The organism is Nonomuraea sp. CA-143628 (assembly GCF_050942315.1).
GTDB lineage: Bacteria > Actinomycetota > Actinomycetes > Streptosporangiales > Streptosporangiaceae > Nonomuraea.
This window is the reverse complement of record NZ_CP192072.1, coordinates 10002125-10019614: the sequence shown is the minus strand read 5'-3', so window position 1 is coordinate 10019614 and position 17490 is coordinate 10002125. Positions and strand designations below refer to the sequence as shown.

General features: G+C 70.1%; 14 protein-coding genes. 7 read left to right on the top strand and 7 right to left on the bottom strand.

Annotated elements, in window-relative coordinates; translation table 11 throughout:
* Nucleotides 1-8: 8 nt before the first annotated feature.
* Nucleotides 9-908 carry a TAXI family TRAP transporter solute-binding subunit gene (locus ACQP2T_RS45375; RefSeq protein ID WP_433511041.1) on the top strand — a complete coding sequence of 300 codons (900 nt, stop codon included), beginning with the start codon at nucleotides 9-11 and terminating at the stop codon, nucleotides 906-908.
* Nucleotides 909-911: 3 nt separating this feature from the next.
* On the opposite strand, the gene ACQP2T_RS45370 is transcribed toward ACQP2T_RS45375, so the two are convergent.
* The 4 genes from ACQP2T_RS45370 to ACQP2T_RS45355 all read right to left on the bottom strand — a co-directional run bounded on the left by ACQP2T_RS45370 (nucleotide 912) and on the right by ACQP2T_RS45355 (nucleotide 4628).
* Complete coding sequence (locus ACQP2T_RS45370; protein WP_433511040.1) at nucleotides 912-2240, bottom strand: ATP-binding protein; 1329 nt, start codon at nucleotides 2238-2240, stop codon at nucleotides 912-914.
* Complete coding sequence (locus ACQP2T_RS45365; RefSeq protein WP_357947318.1) at nucleotides 2237-2902, bottom strand: response regulator transcription factor; 666 nt, start codon at nucleotides 2900-2902, stop codon at nucleotides 2237-2239. Before ACQP2T_RS45365 ends, ACQP2T_RS45370 begins: the two co-directional genes overlap by 4 nt.
* Before the next feature lie 9 nt (nucleotides 2903-2911).
* Nucleotides 2912-4234 carry an MFS transporter gene (locus tag ACQP2T_RS45360; RefSeq protein WP_433511039.1) on the bottom strand — a complete coding sequence of 441 codons (1323 nt, stop codon included), beginning with the start codon at nucleotides 4232-4234 and terminating at the stop codon, nucleotides 2912-2914.
* Nucleotides 4235-4382: 148 nt separating this feature from the next.
* A complete protein-coding gene (locus ACQP2T_RS45355; RefSeq protein ID WP_433511038.1) occupies nucleotides 4383-4628 on the bottom strand; it encodes a DUF2630 family protein in 246 nt (81 codons plus the stop codon).
* 38 nt (nucleotides 4629-4666) lie between these two features.
* Here ACQP2T_RS45355 and ddaH point away from each other — a divergent pair, with 38 nt between their 5' ends.
* A complete protein-coding gene (ddaH, locus tag ACQP2T_RS45350; RefSeq protein WP_433511037.1) occupies nucleotides 4667-5410 on the top strand; it encodes a dimethylargininase in 744 nt (247 codons plus the stop codon).
* A 177-nt stretch (nucleotides 5411-5587) separates the two neighbouring features.
* Nucleotides 5588-7294 carry a 2-isopropylmalate synthase gene (gene leuA, locus ACQP2T_RS45345; protein ID WP_358535594.1) on the top strand — a complete coding sequence of 569 codons (1707 nt, stop codon included), beginning with the start codon at nucleotides 5588-5590 and terminating at the stop codon, nucleotides 7292-7294.
* Nucleotides 7295-7341: 47 nt separating this feature from the next.
* On the opposite strand, the gene ACQP2T_RS45340 is transcribed toward leuA, so the two are convergent.
* The 3 genes from ACQP2T_RS45340 to ACQP2T_RS45330 are packed head-to-tail and all read right to left on the bottom strand — an operon-like array spanning nucleotide 7342 to nucleotide 9516.
* Nucleotides 7342-7776 carry a YbaB/EbfC family nucleoid-associated protein gene (locus ACQP2T_RS45340; RefSeq protein WP_433511036.1) on the bottom strand — a complete coding sequence of 145 codons (435 nt, stop codon included), beginning with the start codon at nucleotides 7774-7776 and terminating at the stop codon, nucleotides 7342-7344.
* A 17-nt stretch (nucleotides 7777-7793) separates the two neighbouring features.
* Nucleotides 7794-8096, bottom strand: a complete 303-nt coding sequence (locus ACQP2T_RS45335; protein WP_433511035.1) for a hypothetical protein — start codon at nucleotides 8094-8096, stop codon at nucleotides 7794-7796.
* A 16-nt stretch (nucleotides 8097-8112) separates the two neighbouring features.
* Nucleotides 8113-9516: a LysM peptidoglycan-binding domain-containing protein gene (locus ACQP2T_RS45330; protein WP_433511034.1), complete on the bottom strand. Its 1404-nt coding sequence runs from the start codon at nucleotides 9514-9516 to the stop codon at nucleotides 8113-8115.
* 387 nt (nucleotides 9517-9903) lie between these two features.
* Here ACQP2T_RS45330 and ACQP2T_RS45325 point away from each other — a divergent pair, with 387 nt between their 5' ends.
* From ACQP2T_RS45325 to ACQP2T_RS45310, 4 genes are read left to right on the top strand one after another with little or no spacing between them, the layout of a single operon-like run.
* Entirely contained in the window at nucleotides 9904-10617 is a 714-nt protein-coding gene (locus tag ACQP2T_RS45325; protein ID WP_433511033.1) for a thioesterase II family protein, read from the top strand.
* Nucleotides 10618-10619: 2 nt separating this feature from the next.
* Nucleotides 10620-11444, top strand: coding sequence for an SDR family oxidoreductase (locus tag ACQP2T_RS45320; protein ID WP_433519916.1), 825 nt, complete (start codon nucleotides 10620-10622; stop codon nucleotides 11442-11444).
* 39 nt (nucleotides 11445-11483) lie between these two features.
* Complete coding sequence (locus ACQP2T_RS45315) at nucleotides 11484-14363, top strand: amino acid adenylation domain-containing protein (protein ID WP_433511032.1); 2880 nt, start codon at nucleotides 11484-11486, stop codon at nucleotides 14361-14363.
* The gene (locus ACQP2T_RS45310; RefSeq protein WP_433511031.1) at nucleotides 14356-17490 is read left to right on the top strand and encodes an amino acid adenylation domain-containing protein; all 3135 of its coding nucleotides are present in this window, start codon (nucleotides 14356-14358) and stop codon (nucleotides 17488-17490) included. Before ACQP2T_RS45315 ends, ACQP2T_RS45310 begins: the two co-directional genes overlap by 8 nt.

The window sequence follows — 17490 nt, the reverse complement described above, 5'->3', positions numbered from 1 at the left end:
CTGTGCCGATGTCCCGCCGTGTCTTTCTCGCGCTCGCCGCGCTGAACGCTGCGGGCTGCTCGGTCACCGCCTCGGAGCAACGCTCGCTGCGGCTGGCGACCGGGTTGGCCGGTGGGCCGTACGGGGCGCTCGGCGATCGGTTCGCGGCCGAGTTACGGCACGACGGGTTCACCGTCGAGGTGATCGAGACCGCGGCCAGCGTCCAGAATCTCACCATGCTCACCGACGGCCGGGCGGATCTCGGGTTCTCGCTCGCGGACAGCGCCGACGACGCCGTACGCGTGCGCCACCAGCCCGTCGCCGCGCTGGCCAGGATGTACATGAACTACGTCCACCTGGTAGTGCGCGCGGGTTCGGCCATCTCGGCGGCCAAGGACCTGACCGGCCGGAAGGTCTCCATCGGCGCGGAGGGGTCCGGCACGGCCGTGACCGCCGAGCGGGTGCTCGACGCCGCGGGCGTGCGCGATCACGCCGTCGTCCGGCTGGGCCTGGACATGTCGATCAGGGCGCTCGACGACCGCGCGATCGACGCGTTCTTCTGGTCGGGCGGCGTGCCGACCCCCGCGCTCTCCTCGCTCGACGACATCGAGCTGGTCCCGCTCGAACCGCTGGTGCCGGTGCTACGCCGCATCTACGGGCCGGTCTATGAGCATGCCTCCGTCCCCGCGGGCGCGTACGGAGCCGCGAAACCGGTCCCCACCGTCGGCACGCCCAGCTACCTGGTCTGCCGCCAGGCCCTGTCCGACGACGTCGCCTACACCGTCACCGAGACGCTCTTCAGCGCCCGCGACCGCCTGCAGGCCCCCTCAGCGCCGGGCGGCCTCCTGGACAAGCGCTACGCCATCGGCACCGGCATCGTCCCCCTGCACCCCGGCGCCGCCCGCTACTACAGGTCCGTCTACGGCTGAGCGTTAGAGCTCAGCGGCCAGCCGCAACTCCACGACCAGCCCATGAGGTACGGCGGGCAGCAGGCTCAACGTCGCCCCGCACGACTTGGCCAGCTCGGTGGCGATGGCCAGTCCCAGCCCGCTGCCCGGCACGTTCGCGTGCGCGCCCGACCGCCAGAACCGGCCCAGCGCGTCACCCCGCTCCTCCTCGGCCAGCCCCGGCCCGTCGTCGGCGACCCGCAGGACGCCGTCGGAGAGGGTGACCGTCACCGTGCCGCCCGCGGGCACGAATTTCTGGGCGTTGTCGAGCGCGATGTCCGCCACCCTGGCCGCCGCCTCCGGCACGAGCGACATCTCCGGCACGTCCACCCGCAGGGTGAGGTCCTTGGCGGGGTAGACCTCCCGCCACACCGCCAGCCGGGGCCGCAGCTCGATCTCCTTGGCCTCGGTGCCCGCGCCCGCCTCCACCCTGGCCAGCGCCAGCAGGTCCTCCACCAGCAGGGCCAGGCGGTCGAGCTCGGCCATGGCCTCCTCGAACTCGGTGGTGCCGTCGGAGCGCAGGTGCGGCTCCAGGTTCTCCAGCCGCAGCCCGAGCACGGTCAGCGGGGTGCGCAGCTCGTGCGAGGCGTCGGCCACGAACGCCCGCTGCCGCTCCATCGCCCCCGACACCGCGTCGGCCATCGCGTTGAACCGCTCCTCCAGCCGCTGCAGCTCCGAGGGCCCGCCGCCGGGATTGGCCCGGGCGTCGAGGTGGCCTTCCGCGATGGCCCGGGTGGTGCGGTCGAGCTCGGTCACCGGGCGCAGGATCCAGCGGGCCAGCTGCCTGGCCGCCAGCACCGAGTAGCCCAGCGCGATCAGCGCGCCCAGCGCCAGCGCGCCCCAGACGAGCGAGACGTCCAGCCGTGACTGGTCGGTGCGGGCCTGGAGCAGCACCACGCCGGACAGCTGCGCGTCCCGGCCGGCCGGCTCGGCCAGCAGCACCTTCGCGGGGCCGAAGGGGCTGATCGTGGGCAGGTCCTCGGTCGTGCGGCCGCTCAGGGCCAGCCGGGTCTCCGCCTGGTCGTCGCCGTCGAAGCGGCCGGCCGTGACCACGATCATGCCGTCCCTGTCGCGGACGCGGATGGCCGCGCCGTACAGGTCGGCGTAACGGACGACCTCGGCCGTCAACGCCGTACGGTCGTCGTCGCGCGCGGCCTGGTCGGCCAGTTCCGCGAAACGGGTGGCGTCGGCGCGGCGGTCGAGCAGCAGCCGGTTCGTACGGTGCGAGGCGTAGGCGAGGCCGAGCGGCACCGCCAGCGCCGCGATGAGGAACACGATCAGCGTGGTGAACGTGACCACCAGCCGGGAGTTCACGCCGTGGAACCCAGGCGGTAGCCGGTGCCGCGCAGCGTCTCGACCAGGTGTGGGCGGCCGGTCTTGGACCGCAGCCCGGCCACGTGCACGTCGAGCGAGCGGGAGGCGGACAGCAGCGGATCGCCCCAGACCTCGTCCAGGATCTCCTCGCGGCTGCGCACCACGCCCGGCTCGCGGGCCAGCAGCGCCAGCACGTCGAACTCGCGCCTGGTCAGCGTCACCTGCTCACCCGACACGGTGACCTGCCTGGCCTCCAGGTCGATGCGCACATCGCCGACGCTCACCACGTGGTCGCGCGTCGGCATCGGGCGGGTGCCCCTGCGCATCACGGCCTCCATGCGCGCCATCAACTCGACCGTACGGAACGGCTTGACCAGGTAGTCGTCGGCCCCGGACCGCAGGCCGCGGAGCACCTCGCGCTCCTCCGTGCGGGCGGTCACCACGATGACCGGCACTGCCGACACCCGGCGCAGGCGGCGTAACACCTCAAGGCCATCCATGTCGGGCAGGCCCAGGTCCAGCAGGACGAAGTCGACGCCCCCCGCCAGGCGGAGGGCGTCGACTGCCAGCCCCGCGCGCGCGACCTGGTGGCCATGGCGCGCGAGGGCCGTGGTGAGCGCGGAGGCGAGTCGATCGTCGTCTTCGACCAGGAGAACTCGCATCAGGCCAGATTAGGCCCGGACGGAGACCGACTCCGCCGCTCCCTCTCGCTCCGAGCGGGACAGCGCCACGTCGCGCGTCTCGCGCATGGTCAGGTAGACCACCAGCGATACTGCGGCGCAGCCCGAGACGTACCAGTAGAAGCCGGACTCGATGCCCGAGGACTTGAACCACAGCGCGACGTACTCCGCGGTGCCGCCGAACAGGGCGTTCGCGATGGCGTAGGGCAGGGCCACGCCGAGCGCCCGGATGTGGGTCGGGAACAGTTCCGCCTTGACCACCGCGTTGATCGAGGTGTAGCCGGTGATGATGATCAGGCCGACGAGCGACAGGATGAACGCGCCGACGAAGCCGGAGACGCTGGACAGCGCGGTCATGAGCGGTACGGTGCCGAGCATCGACCCGATGCCGAACGTGATCAGCAGCGGCCGGCGCCCGATCCGGTCGGACAGCCCGCCGGCGAGCGGCTGGATCAACATGAAGATGAACAGCGCCGAGAAGCTGACCAGCGACGCGGTCTCCTTCGGCAGGTTCGCGGTGTTGACCAGGTACTTGGTGAGGTAGGTCGTGTAGGTGTAGTACGCGACCGTGCCGCCCATGGTCAGGGCGATGACGAGCAGCGCTTCCTTCTTGTGGGCCAGCAGGGCCTTGATGGTGCCGCGCTCGCTCTTCTCGCCGTCCTTGTCCTGCTCCTCCTCGTCGTAGGCCTCGGTCTCCAGGAGGTTGCGCCGCAGGTAGAACACGACCGCCGCGCCGAGCGCGCCGATGACGAACGGGATGCGCCAGCCGTAGGAGTTGAGCGCCTCCTTGGTCATCGTGTTCTGCAGGATGATCTGCAGGCCCAGGCCGACGAGCTGACCGGCGGTCATCGACACATACTGGAAGCTGGAGGCGAAGCCGCGCTTGCCCGCCGGAGTGGCCTCCGTCAGGTACGTGGCGCTGGCCGCGTACTCACCGCCCACGGAGATGCCCTGCAGGAGGCGGGCGATCAGCAGGACCACGGCGCCGAAGTAGCCGACAGCCCCGTACGTCGGCGCGATGGCGATCAGCAAGGCGCTCAACGACATCAGCGTGACCGTCATGGTCAGCGCCGCCTTGCGGCCCTTCGTGTCGGCGTACTTGCCGAGCAGCCAGCCGCCGATCGGGCGCATGAAGAAGCCCACGGCGAAGATGCCCGCGGTGTTGAGCAACTGCGCGGTGCTGTTTCCCTCGGGGAAGAAGGAAGCGGCGAAATAGATGGCGAAACTGCTGTAGACAAACCAGTCGTACCACTCGACCAGATTGCCGACGGAACCGCCGATAACTGCTTTCCACGGCACGCGGGGTTGGCTCACTGGATTACCTCCTGTGCGGGGCCTGGGGGGAGTAGGTGCAGGCCAGAGCCTCTCCGCAGAAGGTTCTTCCGACAAGGGGAGACGGGCTAGATCTAACGTCCGCTTAACATCAAGGAAACGGAGAGGTGAGATCAGGCCCGTTTTCCCGTCATTGCCGGTAGTTCTCCACCTCGCCGACCGGCCGGGCCTTGGCGCCGTCCGGGTTCTCGCCCGCGTCCCTCCTCGCCCTGCGCTGCCTGAGCAGGTCCCAGCACTGGTCGAGGGCCGTCTCCAGCTCCCTGACCCGCGCGTGCTCCTCGTCCGAGCTGACCTCGCCCGCCGACAGCCTGCTGCGCAGCTCGTGCTCTTCGGTGACCAGATCGCTGATCTTGCTGAGAATCTCGTTGTCACGCATGTCCAAGACTGTAGTTACTACGTGATAGAACACGGCCTATGCCTGGTATTGCGCTGGTAAGAAAGCCCGGCCCGCGGATCGCCGAGGGCATCGTCACGCATGTGGAGCGCGAACCGGTCGACGCCGGACGGGCCCTTGACCAGCACGAACGCTACGTCGCCGCGCTGGAGGGGGCCGGGTGGCAGGTCCGTCACGTGGAGGCCGCCGACGACCTGCCCGACGGGCCCTTCGTCGAGGACATGGTCGTCGTCTGCGACCGGCTGGCCGTACTGACCAGACCGGGAGCGATCGAGCGACGGCCCGAGGTGGACACCGTGGCGGCCCTCGTACGGGAGCTCGGGGTCAAGTCCGTCAGGATCGCGCGGCCCGGCACGCTCGACGGCGGCGACGTCCTTCAGGTCGGCAGGACCGTGTACGTCGGCAGGTCGGGCAGGACCAACGACGAGGGGATCACCCAGCTCACCGCGTTGCTGCCGGAGCGGCAGGTGGTGCCCGTGGACCTGACCGGCGTCCTGCACCTGAAGTCGGCCGTCACGGCGCTGCCGGACGGCACGCTCATCGGCGACCCCGACCGCGCGGACCTGCCGGGACTGCTGGTGCCCGCCGAGGAGTCGGGGGCGCACGTGGTGCCGCTGGGCGGCGACCGGGTGCTGATGGCCGCCTCCGCGCCGCGGACCTGCGAGATGCTTCAGGAACGCGGGCTGGAGGTGACGCTGGTGGACATCTCGGAGTTCGAGAAGCTGGAAGGCTGCGTCACCTGCCTGTCGGTTCTCATCATGTGAGATCTCATCATTTGAGATCAAGGACGGTTCGCCGCGAGACGTCTGGTAGCCTGCAAGGCATGCTGCGTGGCCTCCTTCTTAGCTGCCGCGGCGGGGGCCACTGAGGCCGGCTCCCTCGCCGCGGAGCGAGCCATGCGCGTCGGCCGCTTTTCTTTCGACCGACGAGGAGCTCCCGACATGACCGCTCAGCAGCCCAGCCCCATGCCTTTCCAGCGTTATCAGCCGTTCGAGCCGATCCGGCTGACCGATCGCACCTGGCCTGATCGGGTCATCACCGAAGCGCCGCGATGGTGCGCGGTGGACCTGCGTGACGGCAACCAGGCATTGATCGACCCGATGGACGCTCATCGCAAGCTGCAGATGTTCGAGCTGCTGGTGAAGATGGGCTACAAGGAGATCGAGGTCGGCTTCCCCGCGGCCAGCCAGACCGACTTCGACTTCATCCGGCAGATCATCGAAGAGGACCGGATCCCCGGCGACGTGGTGATCCAGGTGCTGACCCAGGCCCGGCCCGAGCTGATCGAGCGCACCTTCGAGTCGATCGAGGGCGCCAAGCAGGCCATCGTGCACCTCTACAACTCCACCTCCACGCTGCAGCGCCGGGTGGTGTTCGGGCAGGACCGCGACGGCATCACCGCCATCGCCGTCGAGGGCGCCAAGCTGGTCAAGAAGCTCGCCGACGCGACCGACGTGGACGTACGTTTCCAATACTCGCCCGAGTCCTTCACCGGCACCGAGCTGGACTACGCCGTCGAGGTCTGCGACGCGGTCAACGACGTGTGGCAGCCGACCCCCGAGCGCAAGGTCATCGTCAACCTGCCGGCCACGGTCGAGATGGCCACGCCCAACATCTACGCCGACCAGATCGAGTGGATGCACCGCCACCTGAAGTACCGCGACTCGATCGTCCTGTCGCTGCACCCGCACAACGACCGCGGCAGCGCCGTGGCCGCCGCCGAGCTGGGCTACATGGCCGGGGCCGACCGCATCGAGGGCTGCCTGTTCGGCAACGGCGAGCGCACCGGCAACGTCTGCCTGGTCACCCTGGGCATGAACCTGTTCTCCCAGGGCATCGACCCGCAGATCGACTTCGGCGACATCGACGAGATCCGCCGCGTCGTCGAATACTGCAACCAGCTGCCCGTGCACCCGCGCCACCCGTGGGGCGGCGAGCTGGTCTACACCGCCTTCTCCGGCTCCCACCAGGACGCCATCAAGAAGGGCTTCGACCACCTGGAGGCCGACGCGGCCGCGGCCGGGGTGCCGGTCGACCAGTTCACCTGGGCCGTCCCCTACCTGCCGATCGACCCCAAGGACATCGGCCGCACCTATGAGGCGGTCATCCGGGTCAACAGCCAGTCGGGCAAGGGCGGCGTCTCCTACATCATGAAGGCCGACCACCAGCTGGACCTGCCGCGACGGCTGCAGATCGAGTTCTCCAAGGTCGTCCAGGCGCGCACCGACGCCGAGGGCGGCGAGATCGGCTCGGCCGAGATGTACTCCATCTTCCGCGACGAGTACCTGCCCAACCCGGCCAACCGCTGGGGCCGCCTCAGCCTGATGGCCCACCGCCACGAGTCGGCGGGCGACGACAAGGACCGCATCGGCGCCGACGTACGGCTCGACGGCGAGATCCGCGAGATCGAGGGCGTCGGCAACGGCCCGATCTCGGCCTTCATCGACGCGATCGCCAAGGTCGGCATCCGGGTGCGGGTGCTCGACTACGTGGAGCACGCGATGAGCGCGGGCAGCGACGCGAAGGCCGCCTCCTACCTGGAGTGCGACGTCGACGGCCGGGTGCTGTGGGGCGTGGGGGTCGACGCCAACACCACGACGGCCTCGCTCAAGGCGATCATCTCGGCGGTCAACCGCGCCTCGCGCTGACGTTCTCGGTCGGCCGCGCCCGCTGAGCACGGTGCGGCGCGGTCGACCTACTGGTCCATTTCCCGCAGGATCTGGTCGATTCGGCTCTCTCGATTGTTCATGGCGCGGTTGAAGGAGTGCATGACCTCCTCGAACTGTTCCATGGCCGCGTCAGGGGACGGTGGCGTCCGGCCGACGGCGTCGCGCAGCAGTTCCTCGTGGTTCCTCTCGCAGTCGTCCTGTGCGCGCCGCACCGCGAGGGTGATCTCCTCGCCGAGGTCCTGGCTGCTCAGTCTCATGGCGCGTGGGTCGAGGCGCACCTCGGTGATGCGGCCGCCGGAGTCGGTGCGAGCCCTGATCTTGCCGTCGGCGCTCTCGCCGACGCCGTAGACGTCGTTGAAGCCGCCACCGGCTTTCTTCAGGCGGCTGTGTGCCCGTTCGGCTTGTTCTGAGATTCGGTGGAGTTCGTCCTGGTAGATGTTTTTGGGATCGTCGGAACTCATGTTCTCCCTTTGGGGACTTATCCGGTCGGGTTGGTCCGGTCGTAGTTCTTTCCGGTCTGGTTCAGAGTCAGGCCCGCGTTGTTCAGGTTCCACATCAGGGAGTCCATCCAGTCGATGGTGTTGGTGTAGAACTTCAGATAGTCGTCGGTCAGTTCCTTGGATCCCTCGGGGAGCAGACCGAAGCAGGTGGACGTCGGCCTGGCCGCCTCGGCGAAAGCGTTTCGGGGAGTGGACAGCAGGCTCATCGATTCGTCGGTGGCCTTTCCGCCCTTCTTCAGGTCGTCCGCGGAATATCCGACTTCCTGGCTTTTTCCGGTCATCGCACTCTCCAGTCGGTCACTTCAGTTTCGGGAGTTTCAGCGGCGTGCCCGGTTTCAGGACCCCGGGATCCGGGCCGATGACGTCGCGGTTGGCCTCGTAAAGTTGGGGCCAGAATCTTTCGCTGCCGTAGACCCGCTTGGCGATGTCTGCCAGCGTGTCTTCCCCTCTGACCTGGTGCGACGATGCCTGGGGGGCGGTCGTGGCGGGGTCCTGCGGCCGGTAGTCCATCAATGGGGGAGCATCAGGCTCCGGGTACTTCTTATGGTCGATGTGTGCCGGCGGCTCCGTCTGTTTGAAGGGGACGCCGATGGGTGGGGGTAGGTTGCGCAGGGCGGTGCCGGGAATGATCGCGCCGGTGGAGTTGAAGAGCTGGACCTGGAAGTCGCCGGTGATGCCGATCTTTTTGAGGGCGGCACCGTTCAGGGCGCCCCAGCCGCCGTTCAGCACCGCCACCTTCCCGATGTCCTTGACCATTTGCCCCAGCGTCTTGCCTTCGAGCCGGTCGTTGATGATCGTGTAACCTGTTCCGGTCATGGCTCCGGCCGCGAAGAGGGCCTTGGCGCCGTACGCCTTTTTCGCCTTGTCCCAGCCGACGCGGCCCCAGGGGAAGGCCGACGATATCGCCGCGGAATTCACCATCTGCGCGTATTGGAGGCCGAAGGGCGCGAAGAACGACTGGCCCTTGAGCTCCCGGCCCAGGCCCACGAACATGAACTGGCCGGCGCCCAACTGGAGGCCGAACATCTTGGCGTAGCTCTTGAAGGACGTCAGGGCCGTCTTGCCGAAACTCATGCCCTGCGTGCCGTTCAGCACCCAGTTCTGCGACTTGAAGACCGTCAGGCCCCTCCTGAGCGCCTTGCTCCGCTTCATCAGCTCGGCCAGCTTGCGCAGGGGTACGGCGACCTTTTTGAGGAACCAGATCAGCCGCGCCAGGATGGTGGCCGCGAGGCCGGCGCCCTGGGCGGCGATCTTGGCTCTGGCGACCCAGGCGGCGTACCTGCCCATCACGCCCGTGAACATGGACAGGGCCACGCTGATCGCCAACGCCTGGAGGATGGATTTCAGCAGCTCCCGGAACGCCCGTTTGGTCTCGTGGGTCGCCTCCTTGGCCATGAGGAGCACTTCCGACACGTGGCCGAGGCTCTTGACCAGCGCCTTCCGTTCGGCCGGGTCGAAGTAGGTGTCGACCATCTCCTGGTAGTGCGTGGCCGCGTCGCCGGTCCACTGCTTGCGGCCCTTCCGCACGGCCGGGTCGATGTTCTTGTCGCCGACGGTATCCAGGCTGGCGGCCAGCTCCTTGCACGCCTCGGACATCTGCGCCAGCTGACGCTCGTCGTTGTCGTTGCCCGCGGCCCTCATGGCGTTCATGATCGTCGTGATGAGCTGCGACAGCGCGTCGCCCTCAGCGGCTAGGTCCATGTACTCCCCTTCATGCGTCGCGCTGTGCACAATCCGCAGACGCAGGGAAGCGCTCCAGGTCCCCCTCCCATGCGGCTCCCGGTTGGGCAGGCGGCATCGGGTCATGTGGTCATGATCGCTGCGGTGCCCCGCATTGTGGCATGCGGACGGATGTTCGGCCAGAGATCCGAAGATCAAGGTCGCCCGGTGACGAGTATGGCCCCGCGCATCACATCCGAACCTTAAGTGTTTGTTAGATCGGAGATGTGGATCTTGACGGTGTCGATCAAGGATGCATACGTTCGGTGACGTTTCGCGACTGTTCGCAGCGCCGTGACCATCGACGCTGTGCCAGTCGATGCGCCCCCCCCACAGCCGAGACACCGTCTACAGACGGGAGAACGGATCATGGAACCCACCTACCTCATCTGCCTGCCCTTCGCCGGGGCCGGCGCCTCCTTCTTCAAGGGATGGCAGCGCTACCTGGCCGACGGGCTGAGCATCCTGCCGGTGCAACTGCCCGGCCGTGAGGAGCGCTTCGTCGAGCCTCCCCACACCGATGCCGCCCGCGCCGCGGACGAGGCGTGCTCGCAGGTGCTGCAGCGGATCGGCCCCGGTTCGCGGGTGGCCGTCTTCGGTCACAGCCTCGGGGCGGTGCTGGCGTACGAGCTGGCGCACCGGCTCAGCGGCGTGACCGGATTGCGGCTCGCCCGCCTGTACGTCAGCGGTTCCCCCGGGCCGTGGAGCGGGCGGGAGAGCCGCGCCACCGGCCTGGATGACGAGGCGTTCCTGGCGCGGATCCGTTCCTTCGCCGGGTACTCGCATCCGGCTCTGGAGGACCCGGAGATGCGGGCGCTGCTGTTGCCCATGCTGCGCGCCGACGTCGAACTGCACGAGAGCTACCGTCCCCAGTCCGACAAGCCGCTCTCCACACCGATCACCGCCGTACACGGCCTCGACGACGAGCTGGTGGACATGGCGATGATCGCCCAGTGGGAGCGGGCCACCAGCGCCGGGTTCAACACCGTCGAGCTCGACGGGGGCCACATGTACCTGGCCGATGATCCCGCTCCCCTGCTGCGCGTCATCGGCGCCGAGCTTGCGACGCCGGAAGAGCGGTGACGATGCGCCTGTCCGGGAAGACGGCCGTCATCACCGGCGCGGCCCGCGGGCTGGGCCGGGCCAGCGCCCGGATGTTCGCGCGGGAGGGCGCCGACCTGGTGCTGCTCGACGTCGCGCGCGACCTGCCAGGGGTGCCGTACGCGCTCGGCTCGGCCAGTCAGCTCGAATACACGGCCGAACTCTGCCGGGAGTCCGGCGTCTCCGTCGTGACCAGGCAAGCCGACGTGCGGGAGACGCACGAGGTCGAGGCCGCGGTGTCCATGGCGGTCGGGCGCTTCGGCCGCATCGACGTCCTCGTCAACAACGCCGGCATCGCCGCCCCTTCCGGCAAGGTGGCGCACGAGATCGACGAGCACGAGTGGCAGTTGATGATCGACGTCGACCTCTCCGGCGCGTGGCGCGCCATCCGTGCGGTCGGCAAACTGATGGTCGAGCAGCGCTCCGGCAGCATCGTCAACATCGCCTCGACCGCCGGGCTGGTGGGATATCGGCACTTCGCCGGATATGTGGCCGCCAAGCACGGTCTCATCGGCTTGACCAAGGCCGTCGCGCTCGACTACGCCCCGCGCAAGGTCCGGGTCAACGCCCTGTGCCCTGGCTCCGTCCGCGATGACTCGCAGGTCGAGGGCCGGATGCTGGCGGAGATCGCGCGTTCGCTCGACGTGCCGGCGGACGAGCACGAGGAGGCCTTCGTGCAGGCCCAGCCCATGAACGCCCTCATCGAGCCGGACGACGTCGCCTCGGCCGCCGTATGGCTGGCCTCCGACGAATCCCGGCAGGTCACCGGCAGCGTACTCACCGTCGACGGCGGCTTCACCGCACGCTGACCCCCCGTTTCACCACGACCACGCTCTGGAGATCATCGCGTGCCCCGAACCGATCTCATCCCCCCAGACCGCTCGCCCTCCGCACACTGCCATGCCCGGCGCCTCAGGCTGGCCGATGGCGCTGATGCCACCTGGCTGGCGGGACTCTTCGAACGCGCGGTCCGCACCTGGTGGGGGGACTCGCCTGACCGACTGCCCCGGCTCTGGGACGAGCGGGTTCCGGCCGCCCGCGACTCCGCGGTGGCGGGCCGCCGCGTCGAGGCCGAACTGCACCGTCCTCTGGACGCTGAGGGCGCCTTGCTGCGCGCGGTGCTGCTGCGGTACGCGGACGGGCCCGCCGACCTCGTGCTCGTCGCCCATCGCGCCAATCTCGACGCACTGTCACTGCGCACCGTGGCCGACGTACTCACCGGGCGGGCTCGGTATGAGGAGGCCACGTACGAGCAGGCAGGTCACACCGCCGCTGACGCTGAAACGCTCAAAAGATGGCGTGAAGCGGATTTTTCCGGACGTATTGCGTGGGCCAGCGGCGACGACACGGCGGGTGACCGTACCGGCCTGGTCACCGTGGCGATAAGCGAGGCCGGAGCGGACGTGCCGGCCACGATGGCGGCGGCGGTCGGGCTGGTGCTCGGGCGGTACGAGAACCAGGAGAATCCGGTCGTCGGCGTGCTCGGCCCCGTGCCAGAGCGGCCTGAAGGAGCGCTGGGCGCGTTCGACGCCGGGCTCCTGCTGGCGCTGGACCTTTCGGGCGCGCGCACCGCGGGGGAGCTGGTCGCCGAGACCGCCCAAGCCCTGGCCTCGGCCGACGGGCGGTGCGACGGGCGGCAGTACACCGAACTCCTCGCCGAGACCGGCGGCCGGGTCGTGGCCGGTCTGCTCACCGACGGGCCGGAGGAGAGCGGGTCCGGTACGCACGTTCCCTGCCAGACGGCCCCGTTCCCGCTCACGATCGTGCCCGGCCGCACCCCGGACGGCGGCCTTCAGCTGGTGGTGCACCACCGGCTGGAAGACGTGGACGCCGACTCGGCCAGGCGCTTCGCCCGCCATGTCGCCCGCGCCTACGAGCAGCTGGCCAACGCGCCCGCCGACCTGGTCCCCGCCGACGTCGAGCTGCTGGACGAGGCGGAGACACGGCAGGTGGTGGCCCTCGGCCGTCCGGCACGGCGGCTGGACTGGCGGCCGGAGCGGATCGACGACGTGTTCGCCTCCCGCGTGGCGGAGCGTCCCGACGCGGTGGCGCTCACCTGCGAGGGCCGCTCCCTGACCTACGCGGAACTGGACGCGCGCGCCGCCCGCTTCGCCGCCGCCCTCCTCGACCGGGGCGTGCGTCCGGGGGAGCGCGTCGGCGTCTGCCTCGGACGCACGCCCGATCTCGTGGTCGCCATGCTGGCCGTGCTCAAGGCGGACGCGGTGTACGTGCCCATGGATCCGGCCTACCCGGCCGACCGGCTGGCGTTCACGGCTCAGGACGCGGCCTTGCGCGTCGTCATCGCGGACGGGGACTTCCCGGGCGGCGGACCGGCGAGCGTGGTCAGGCCCGAGGAGCTGGAGGCCCACGGGCGCGAGGCAGGCGGTGCCGGTCCCGGGCGGCGGGGGCCGGGTGAGGCCGCCTACGTCATCTACACCTCGGGCTCGACCGGGCGCCCGAAAGGCGTCGTGGTGCCGCATCGCAACGTCATCGCCCTGCTGTCGGCCACCCGTGATGATTTCGGGCTCGGTCCCGGTGACACCTGGACGCTCTTCCACTCCAGCGCGTTCGACTTCTCCGTCTGGGAGATCTGGGGAGCGCTGCTCACCGGTGCCCGGCTGGTCGTGGTGCCGTACTGGGTCTCTCGCTCGCCGGAGGAGTTCCACGAGCTGCTGGCGCGCGAGCGCGTCACCGTGCTGAACCAGACGCCGTCGGCGTTCGCCCAGCTCATGGAGGCCGACCGGCGGCGGGACGAGCGGCTGAAGGTCCGGCTGGTGATCTTCGGCGGCGAGCCGCTGGACGCTCGCCCGCTGCGGGCCTGGTTCGACCGGTATCCGGAGGATCAGTGCCGGCTGGTCAACATGTACGGCATCACGGAGACGACAGTGCACGTGACGGCGCAGAACGTGACCCGCCGTGAGGCGATGACCGGGTCGCGGTCCGTGGGGCACGCCCTGCCCGGCTGGCACCTGTACGTCCTCGACGAGCGCGGCCGTCCCGTGCCGTGCGGTGTCCCCGGCGAGATCCACGTCGGGGGAGACGGGGTCGCCCTGGAGTACCTGGACCGTCCCGAGCTGACCGCGCGGCGCTTCCTGCCCGACCCCTTCACCATGGGCCGCGTCTATCGCAGCGGCGACCGGGGAAGGCTGCTGCCCGACGGCCGGCTGGAGCACCTCGGCCGTCTCGATACCCAGGTCAAGCTGCGCGGATTCCGCGTCGAGCTGGACGAGATCCGCAACGTCCTGCTGGACGACCCCGCCGTCACGGCGGCCGCCGTGGTGCTGAACGGCGAGCGGGACGCCGCGGGAGCGCGCATCGACGCGTACGTGGTGCCGGCCGGCGGCGATCCGGCGGCGATGCGGCAACGGGCCGCCAAGGTGTTGCCGGAGCACATGCTGCCCGTCACCATCACGCCCCTCGACACGCTGCCACTCACCGCCAACGGCAAGCTCGACGTCCGGGCGCTTCCCGTGCCGGTCGTCGCGCCCGCCGCGCCGATCCGGGCTCCGTCAGGTGAGCTGGCCGGCGCGATCGCCGCGGTGTGGGAGTCGGTGCTCGGCGTGCCTGTCGGTCCCGACGACAACTTCTTCGAGCTCGGCGGCAACTCCCTGTACGCCATGCGGGTGGCGGCGGCCATGCGTGACCGCGGTCTGCCCGCCTTTCCGATGCGCGAGCTGTACCTGCACCCGACGGTGAACGGCCTCGCGGGGGTGACCTCCCATGAGTGATCGGCCGCTGGACGGCCGCGACGACACGGCCACGGACTATGCCCGAGACAGCCGTGTCGAGCGGCTCTTCGCCGAGCAGGCCGAGGCGGTGCCCGGCCACCCGGCCGTGGTGCACGGAAACACCACGCTCACCTACGCCGAACTGCACCGCCGCAGCACGCTGCTGGCCCAGAGGTTACGCCGCGATGGGCTGCGTCCCACCGAACCCGTGGCGCTGCTGCTGCCGCGTACCCCCGACCTGATCGTCGCGGCGCTCGCCGTGCTGAAGGCCGGCGGGTTCTACGTGCCGATGGACCCCGCCCATCCGGCGGATCGGATCTCCCAGCTGATCGAGGACAGCGGCGCCGGCCTCCTGCTGACCACGCGAGAGCTTTCCGCGCGAGAGCCGGCCCGCGGTCAGGCCATCGCGGTGGACGCCCAGGACTGGTCGGCCGAACCCGAGGCGGACGTCCCCGCGCCGGGCGGCGCGTCGGACGTCGCGTACTTGATGTACACCTCGGGGACCACCGGACGGCCCAAGGGTGTCCTGGTCCCGCATCGCGGAATCGTCCGGCTGGTGCGGGGCGTCGGCTATGTACGGCTCGACTCCACGGCCAGGGTGGCGCAGATCGGGGCGACCGGTTTCGACGCTTCCGTCTGGGAGACCTGGGCCGCCCTGCTCTGCGGTGGGACCGTGCACATCCTCGACCGGGAGACGTTCCTCGACGGCGCGGAGCTGAGGCGGGCGCTGACGGACGGGGGTATCACCACGGCGCTCTTCACCTCCGCGCTGTTCGGCCAGCTCGCGGGCGAGGACCCGACCGTGTTCGGGCCGCTGCGGGACCTGCTGGTCGGCGGTGACGTGCTCTCGGCCAAGCACGCCAGGTCCGTGCTGAGGGCCAATCCGGGCCTGCGGCTCGTCAACGCGTACGGGCCGACCGAGAACGCGGTCATCTCCACCTGCCACGAGGTCCGCGAGCCGATCGGCGACCGCGTGCCCATCGGCCGCCCGGTGCCCAACACCACCGCGTACGTGCTCGACCAGGACCGGCAACCGCTTCCAGCGGGCGTCGCCGGCGAGCTGTACGTCGGCGGCGACGGGCTGGCGCTCGGCTACCACGGGCGCCCCGACCTGACCGCGGTCGCCTTCGTCCCCCACCCTTTCCGGCCAGGACAGGTCCTCTACCGGACGGGCGACCGGGCGCGCAGGCTGCCCGACGGGTCGATCGACTTCCTCGGCAGGACGGATCACCAGGTCAAGGTGCGCGGTCTGCGCGTCGAGCCGGGCGAGGTGGAGGCCGCGTTACTGGCCCGCCCCGGAGTACGCGAGGCGGTGGTGGTGGAGCGACGGGCTCCGGATTCGTCCGACGGCCACCTGCGCGCGTACGTCTCGGGTGAGCGGTCCCTGGAACCGGAGCGGCTGCGGACGGAGATCGAGCGCGTGCTGCCCGCTCACATGGTGCCCGCCCAGATCGTGGTGCTGCCCGCGCTGCCGCTGAACGTCAACGGGAAGGTGGACCGGGCCGCGCTGCCCGAGCCGATCCCCACGGGCGGCGGGAGGACTGGGGACGAGCTCGAGCGAGAGCTCGTCGAGCTGTGGGAGGACGTCCTCGGCGTGCGCGGGATCGGCGTCGACGACCCGCTCGACCGGCTGGGCGGCAGCTCGCTCACCGCGACCCGGCTGGCCGCCAGGGTGCGGAAGAGGTTCGGCGTGGCCTGCCCGGTCTCGGCCGTGCTGGCGGTCCGCACGGTGTCAGCGCTGGCCGACCTGGTCCGTGCCGCGGACGGCGCCGACGTGGTGGGGCCGCGTCCGGGCCAGGCCGGCGAGCGGACCCCGCTGTCACCCCAGCAGAAGGGCGTCTACGTCGAGCAGGTCAAGGACCCGTCCAGCACCCAGTACAACCTGCCGATCGTCGTCGACCTCCCCGGCCGGATGGACGCCGGCCGGGTGCGCGCCGCTCTCGCGACCCTCGTCGAGCGGCACGAGATCCTGCGCACCGACGTGGCCGTGGGCGACGACGGGCAGCCGTACCAGCGCGTTCACGAGGTGCTTCGTACGACGCTGGATGAGGTCGGCCTGTTTCGCGGTGCGAATCTCGACGGCTGGACCGAGAGGTGGATCCGCGCCTTCGACGTCCATCAGGCCCCCCTGTGGCGGGCGGCCCTCGCGCGGCACGACCATGGGACCCGGCTGGTGCTGGACATTCACCACCTCCTCACCGACGGCCGCTCGCTCGCCCTCCTGATGGCCGAGTGGGCGGCGCTGCTCAGGGGCGAGCCGCTCCCCGAGGTGGAGCTGCGTTACCGGGACTTCGCGCAGTGGGCGAACGGGCCGGAGCGGGGCGCGCTGTCCGAGACCCAGCGTGGCTTCTGGGCCGAGACGTTCGCGCGGCCGGTCAAACCTCTCGATCTGCCCGTCGACCTGCCCCGTCCGGCGGTCCGCCGGACGGAGGGGGACCACCTGTCGTTCGCGTTCGGTGCGGAGCGCAGCCAGGCGGTCAGGGAGCTGGCCCGCACTGAGGGGGTGACGGCCTTCCAGGTGATCCTGGCCGTGTACACCGTCTTCCTCGGACAGGTGAGCGGGGCCGACGACGTGACGGTCGGGACGCCCTTTTCCGGACGGCACCTGCCGGGGGTGGACCGGGTCCAGGGGATGTTCGTCAACACCCTGTGCCTGCGCGCGTACCCGGCCCCTGAGCTGCTGTTCCGCGCGTATCTGCGAACCGTGGCCCGGCACTCTGTGGCCGCCGGCGACCACCAGGATCACGCGTTCGACGCTCTGGTGGCGATGCGGGGCGAGCATGACTTCAGCCGTCACCCACTCTTCGACGCGTTCTTCGCGATGCAGGACACGGGGCTGGACCAGGTGGACTTCCTCGGCGGCCGGCCCCGGTGGCGGCCGGAGGCCACCCGGCGCACGATCTTCGACCTGGACCTGCAGGTCGAGGACGCACCCGAAGGGTACGAGGCCCGGCTGGCGTACGCCACGAACCTCTTCCTGCGCCCCACCGTGGAGACGTTCCGGGACGAGTTCCTGTCCCTGCTCGACGCGGCACTCGCCGAGCCGGACACGCCGCTCGGCGAGCTCGGCCGGGCGCCTTCGGCCCGGCCCGGCCCGCCCGCGCTCGCGTTCGACTTCGACTTCTGA

Excerpts from the sequence above, each read along its gene's own strand:
- ACQP2T_RS45335 (WP_433511035.1), bottom strand. The coding sequence starts at position 8,096 with ATGACCGGAAAAAGCCAGGAAGTCGGATATTCCGCGGACGACCTGAAG.
- ACQP2T_RS45325 (WP_433511033.1), top strand. The coding sequence starts at position 9,904 with ATGGAACCCACCTACCTCATCTGCCTGCCCTTCGCCGGGGCCGGCGCC.
- ACQP2T_RS45365 (WP_357947318.1), bottom strand. The coding sequence starts at position 2,902 with ATGCGAGTTCTCCTGGTCGAAGACGACGATCGACTCGCCTCCGCGCTC.
- ACQP2T_RS45320 (WP_433519916.1), top strand. The coding sequence starts at position 10,620 with ATGCGCCTGTCCGGGAAGACGGCCGTCATCACCGGCGCGGCCCGCGGG.
- ACQP2T_RS45340 (WP_433511036.1), bottom strand. The coding sequence starts at position 7,776 with ATGAGTTCCGACGATCCCAAAAACATCTACCAGGACGAACTCCACCGA.
- ddaH (WP_433511037.1), top strand. The coding sequence starts at position 4,667 with ATGCCTGGTATTGCGCTGGTAAGAAAGCCCGGCCCGCGGATCGCCGAG.
- ACQP2T_RS45310 (WP_433511031.1), top strand. The coding sequence starts at position 14,356 with ATGAGTGATCGGCCGCTGGACGGCCGCGACGACACGGCCACGGACTAT.
- ACQP2T_RS45330 (WP_433511034.1), bottom strand. The coding sequence starts at position 9,516 with ATGGACCTAGCCGCTGAGGGCGACGCGCTGTCGCAGCTCATCACGACG.
- leuA (WP_358535594.1), top strand. The coding sequence starts at position 5,588 with ATGACCGCTCAGCAGCCCAGCCCCATGCCTTTCCAGCGTTATCAGCCG.
- ACQP2T_RS45355 (WP_433511038.1), bottom strand. The coding sequence starts at position 4,628 with ATGCGTGACAACGAGATTCTCAGCAAGATCAGCGATCTGGTCACCGAA.
- ACQP2T_RS45375 (WP_433511041.1), top strand. The coding sequence starts at position 9 with ATGTCCCGCCGTGTCTTTCTCGCGCTCGCCGCGCTGAACGCTGCGGGC.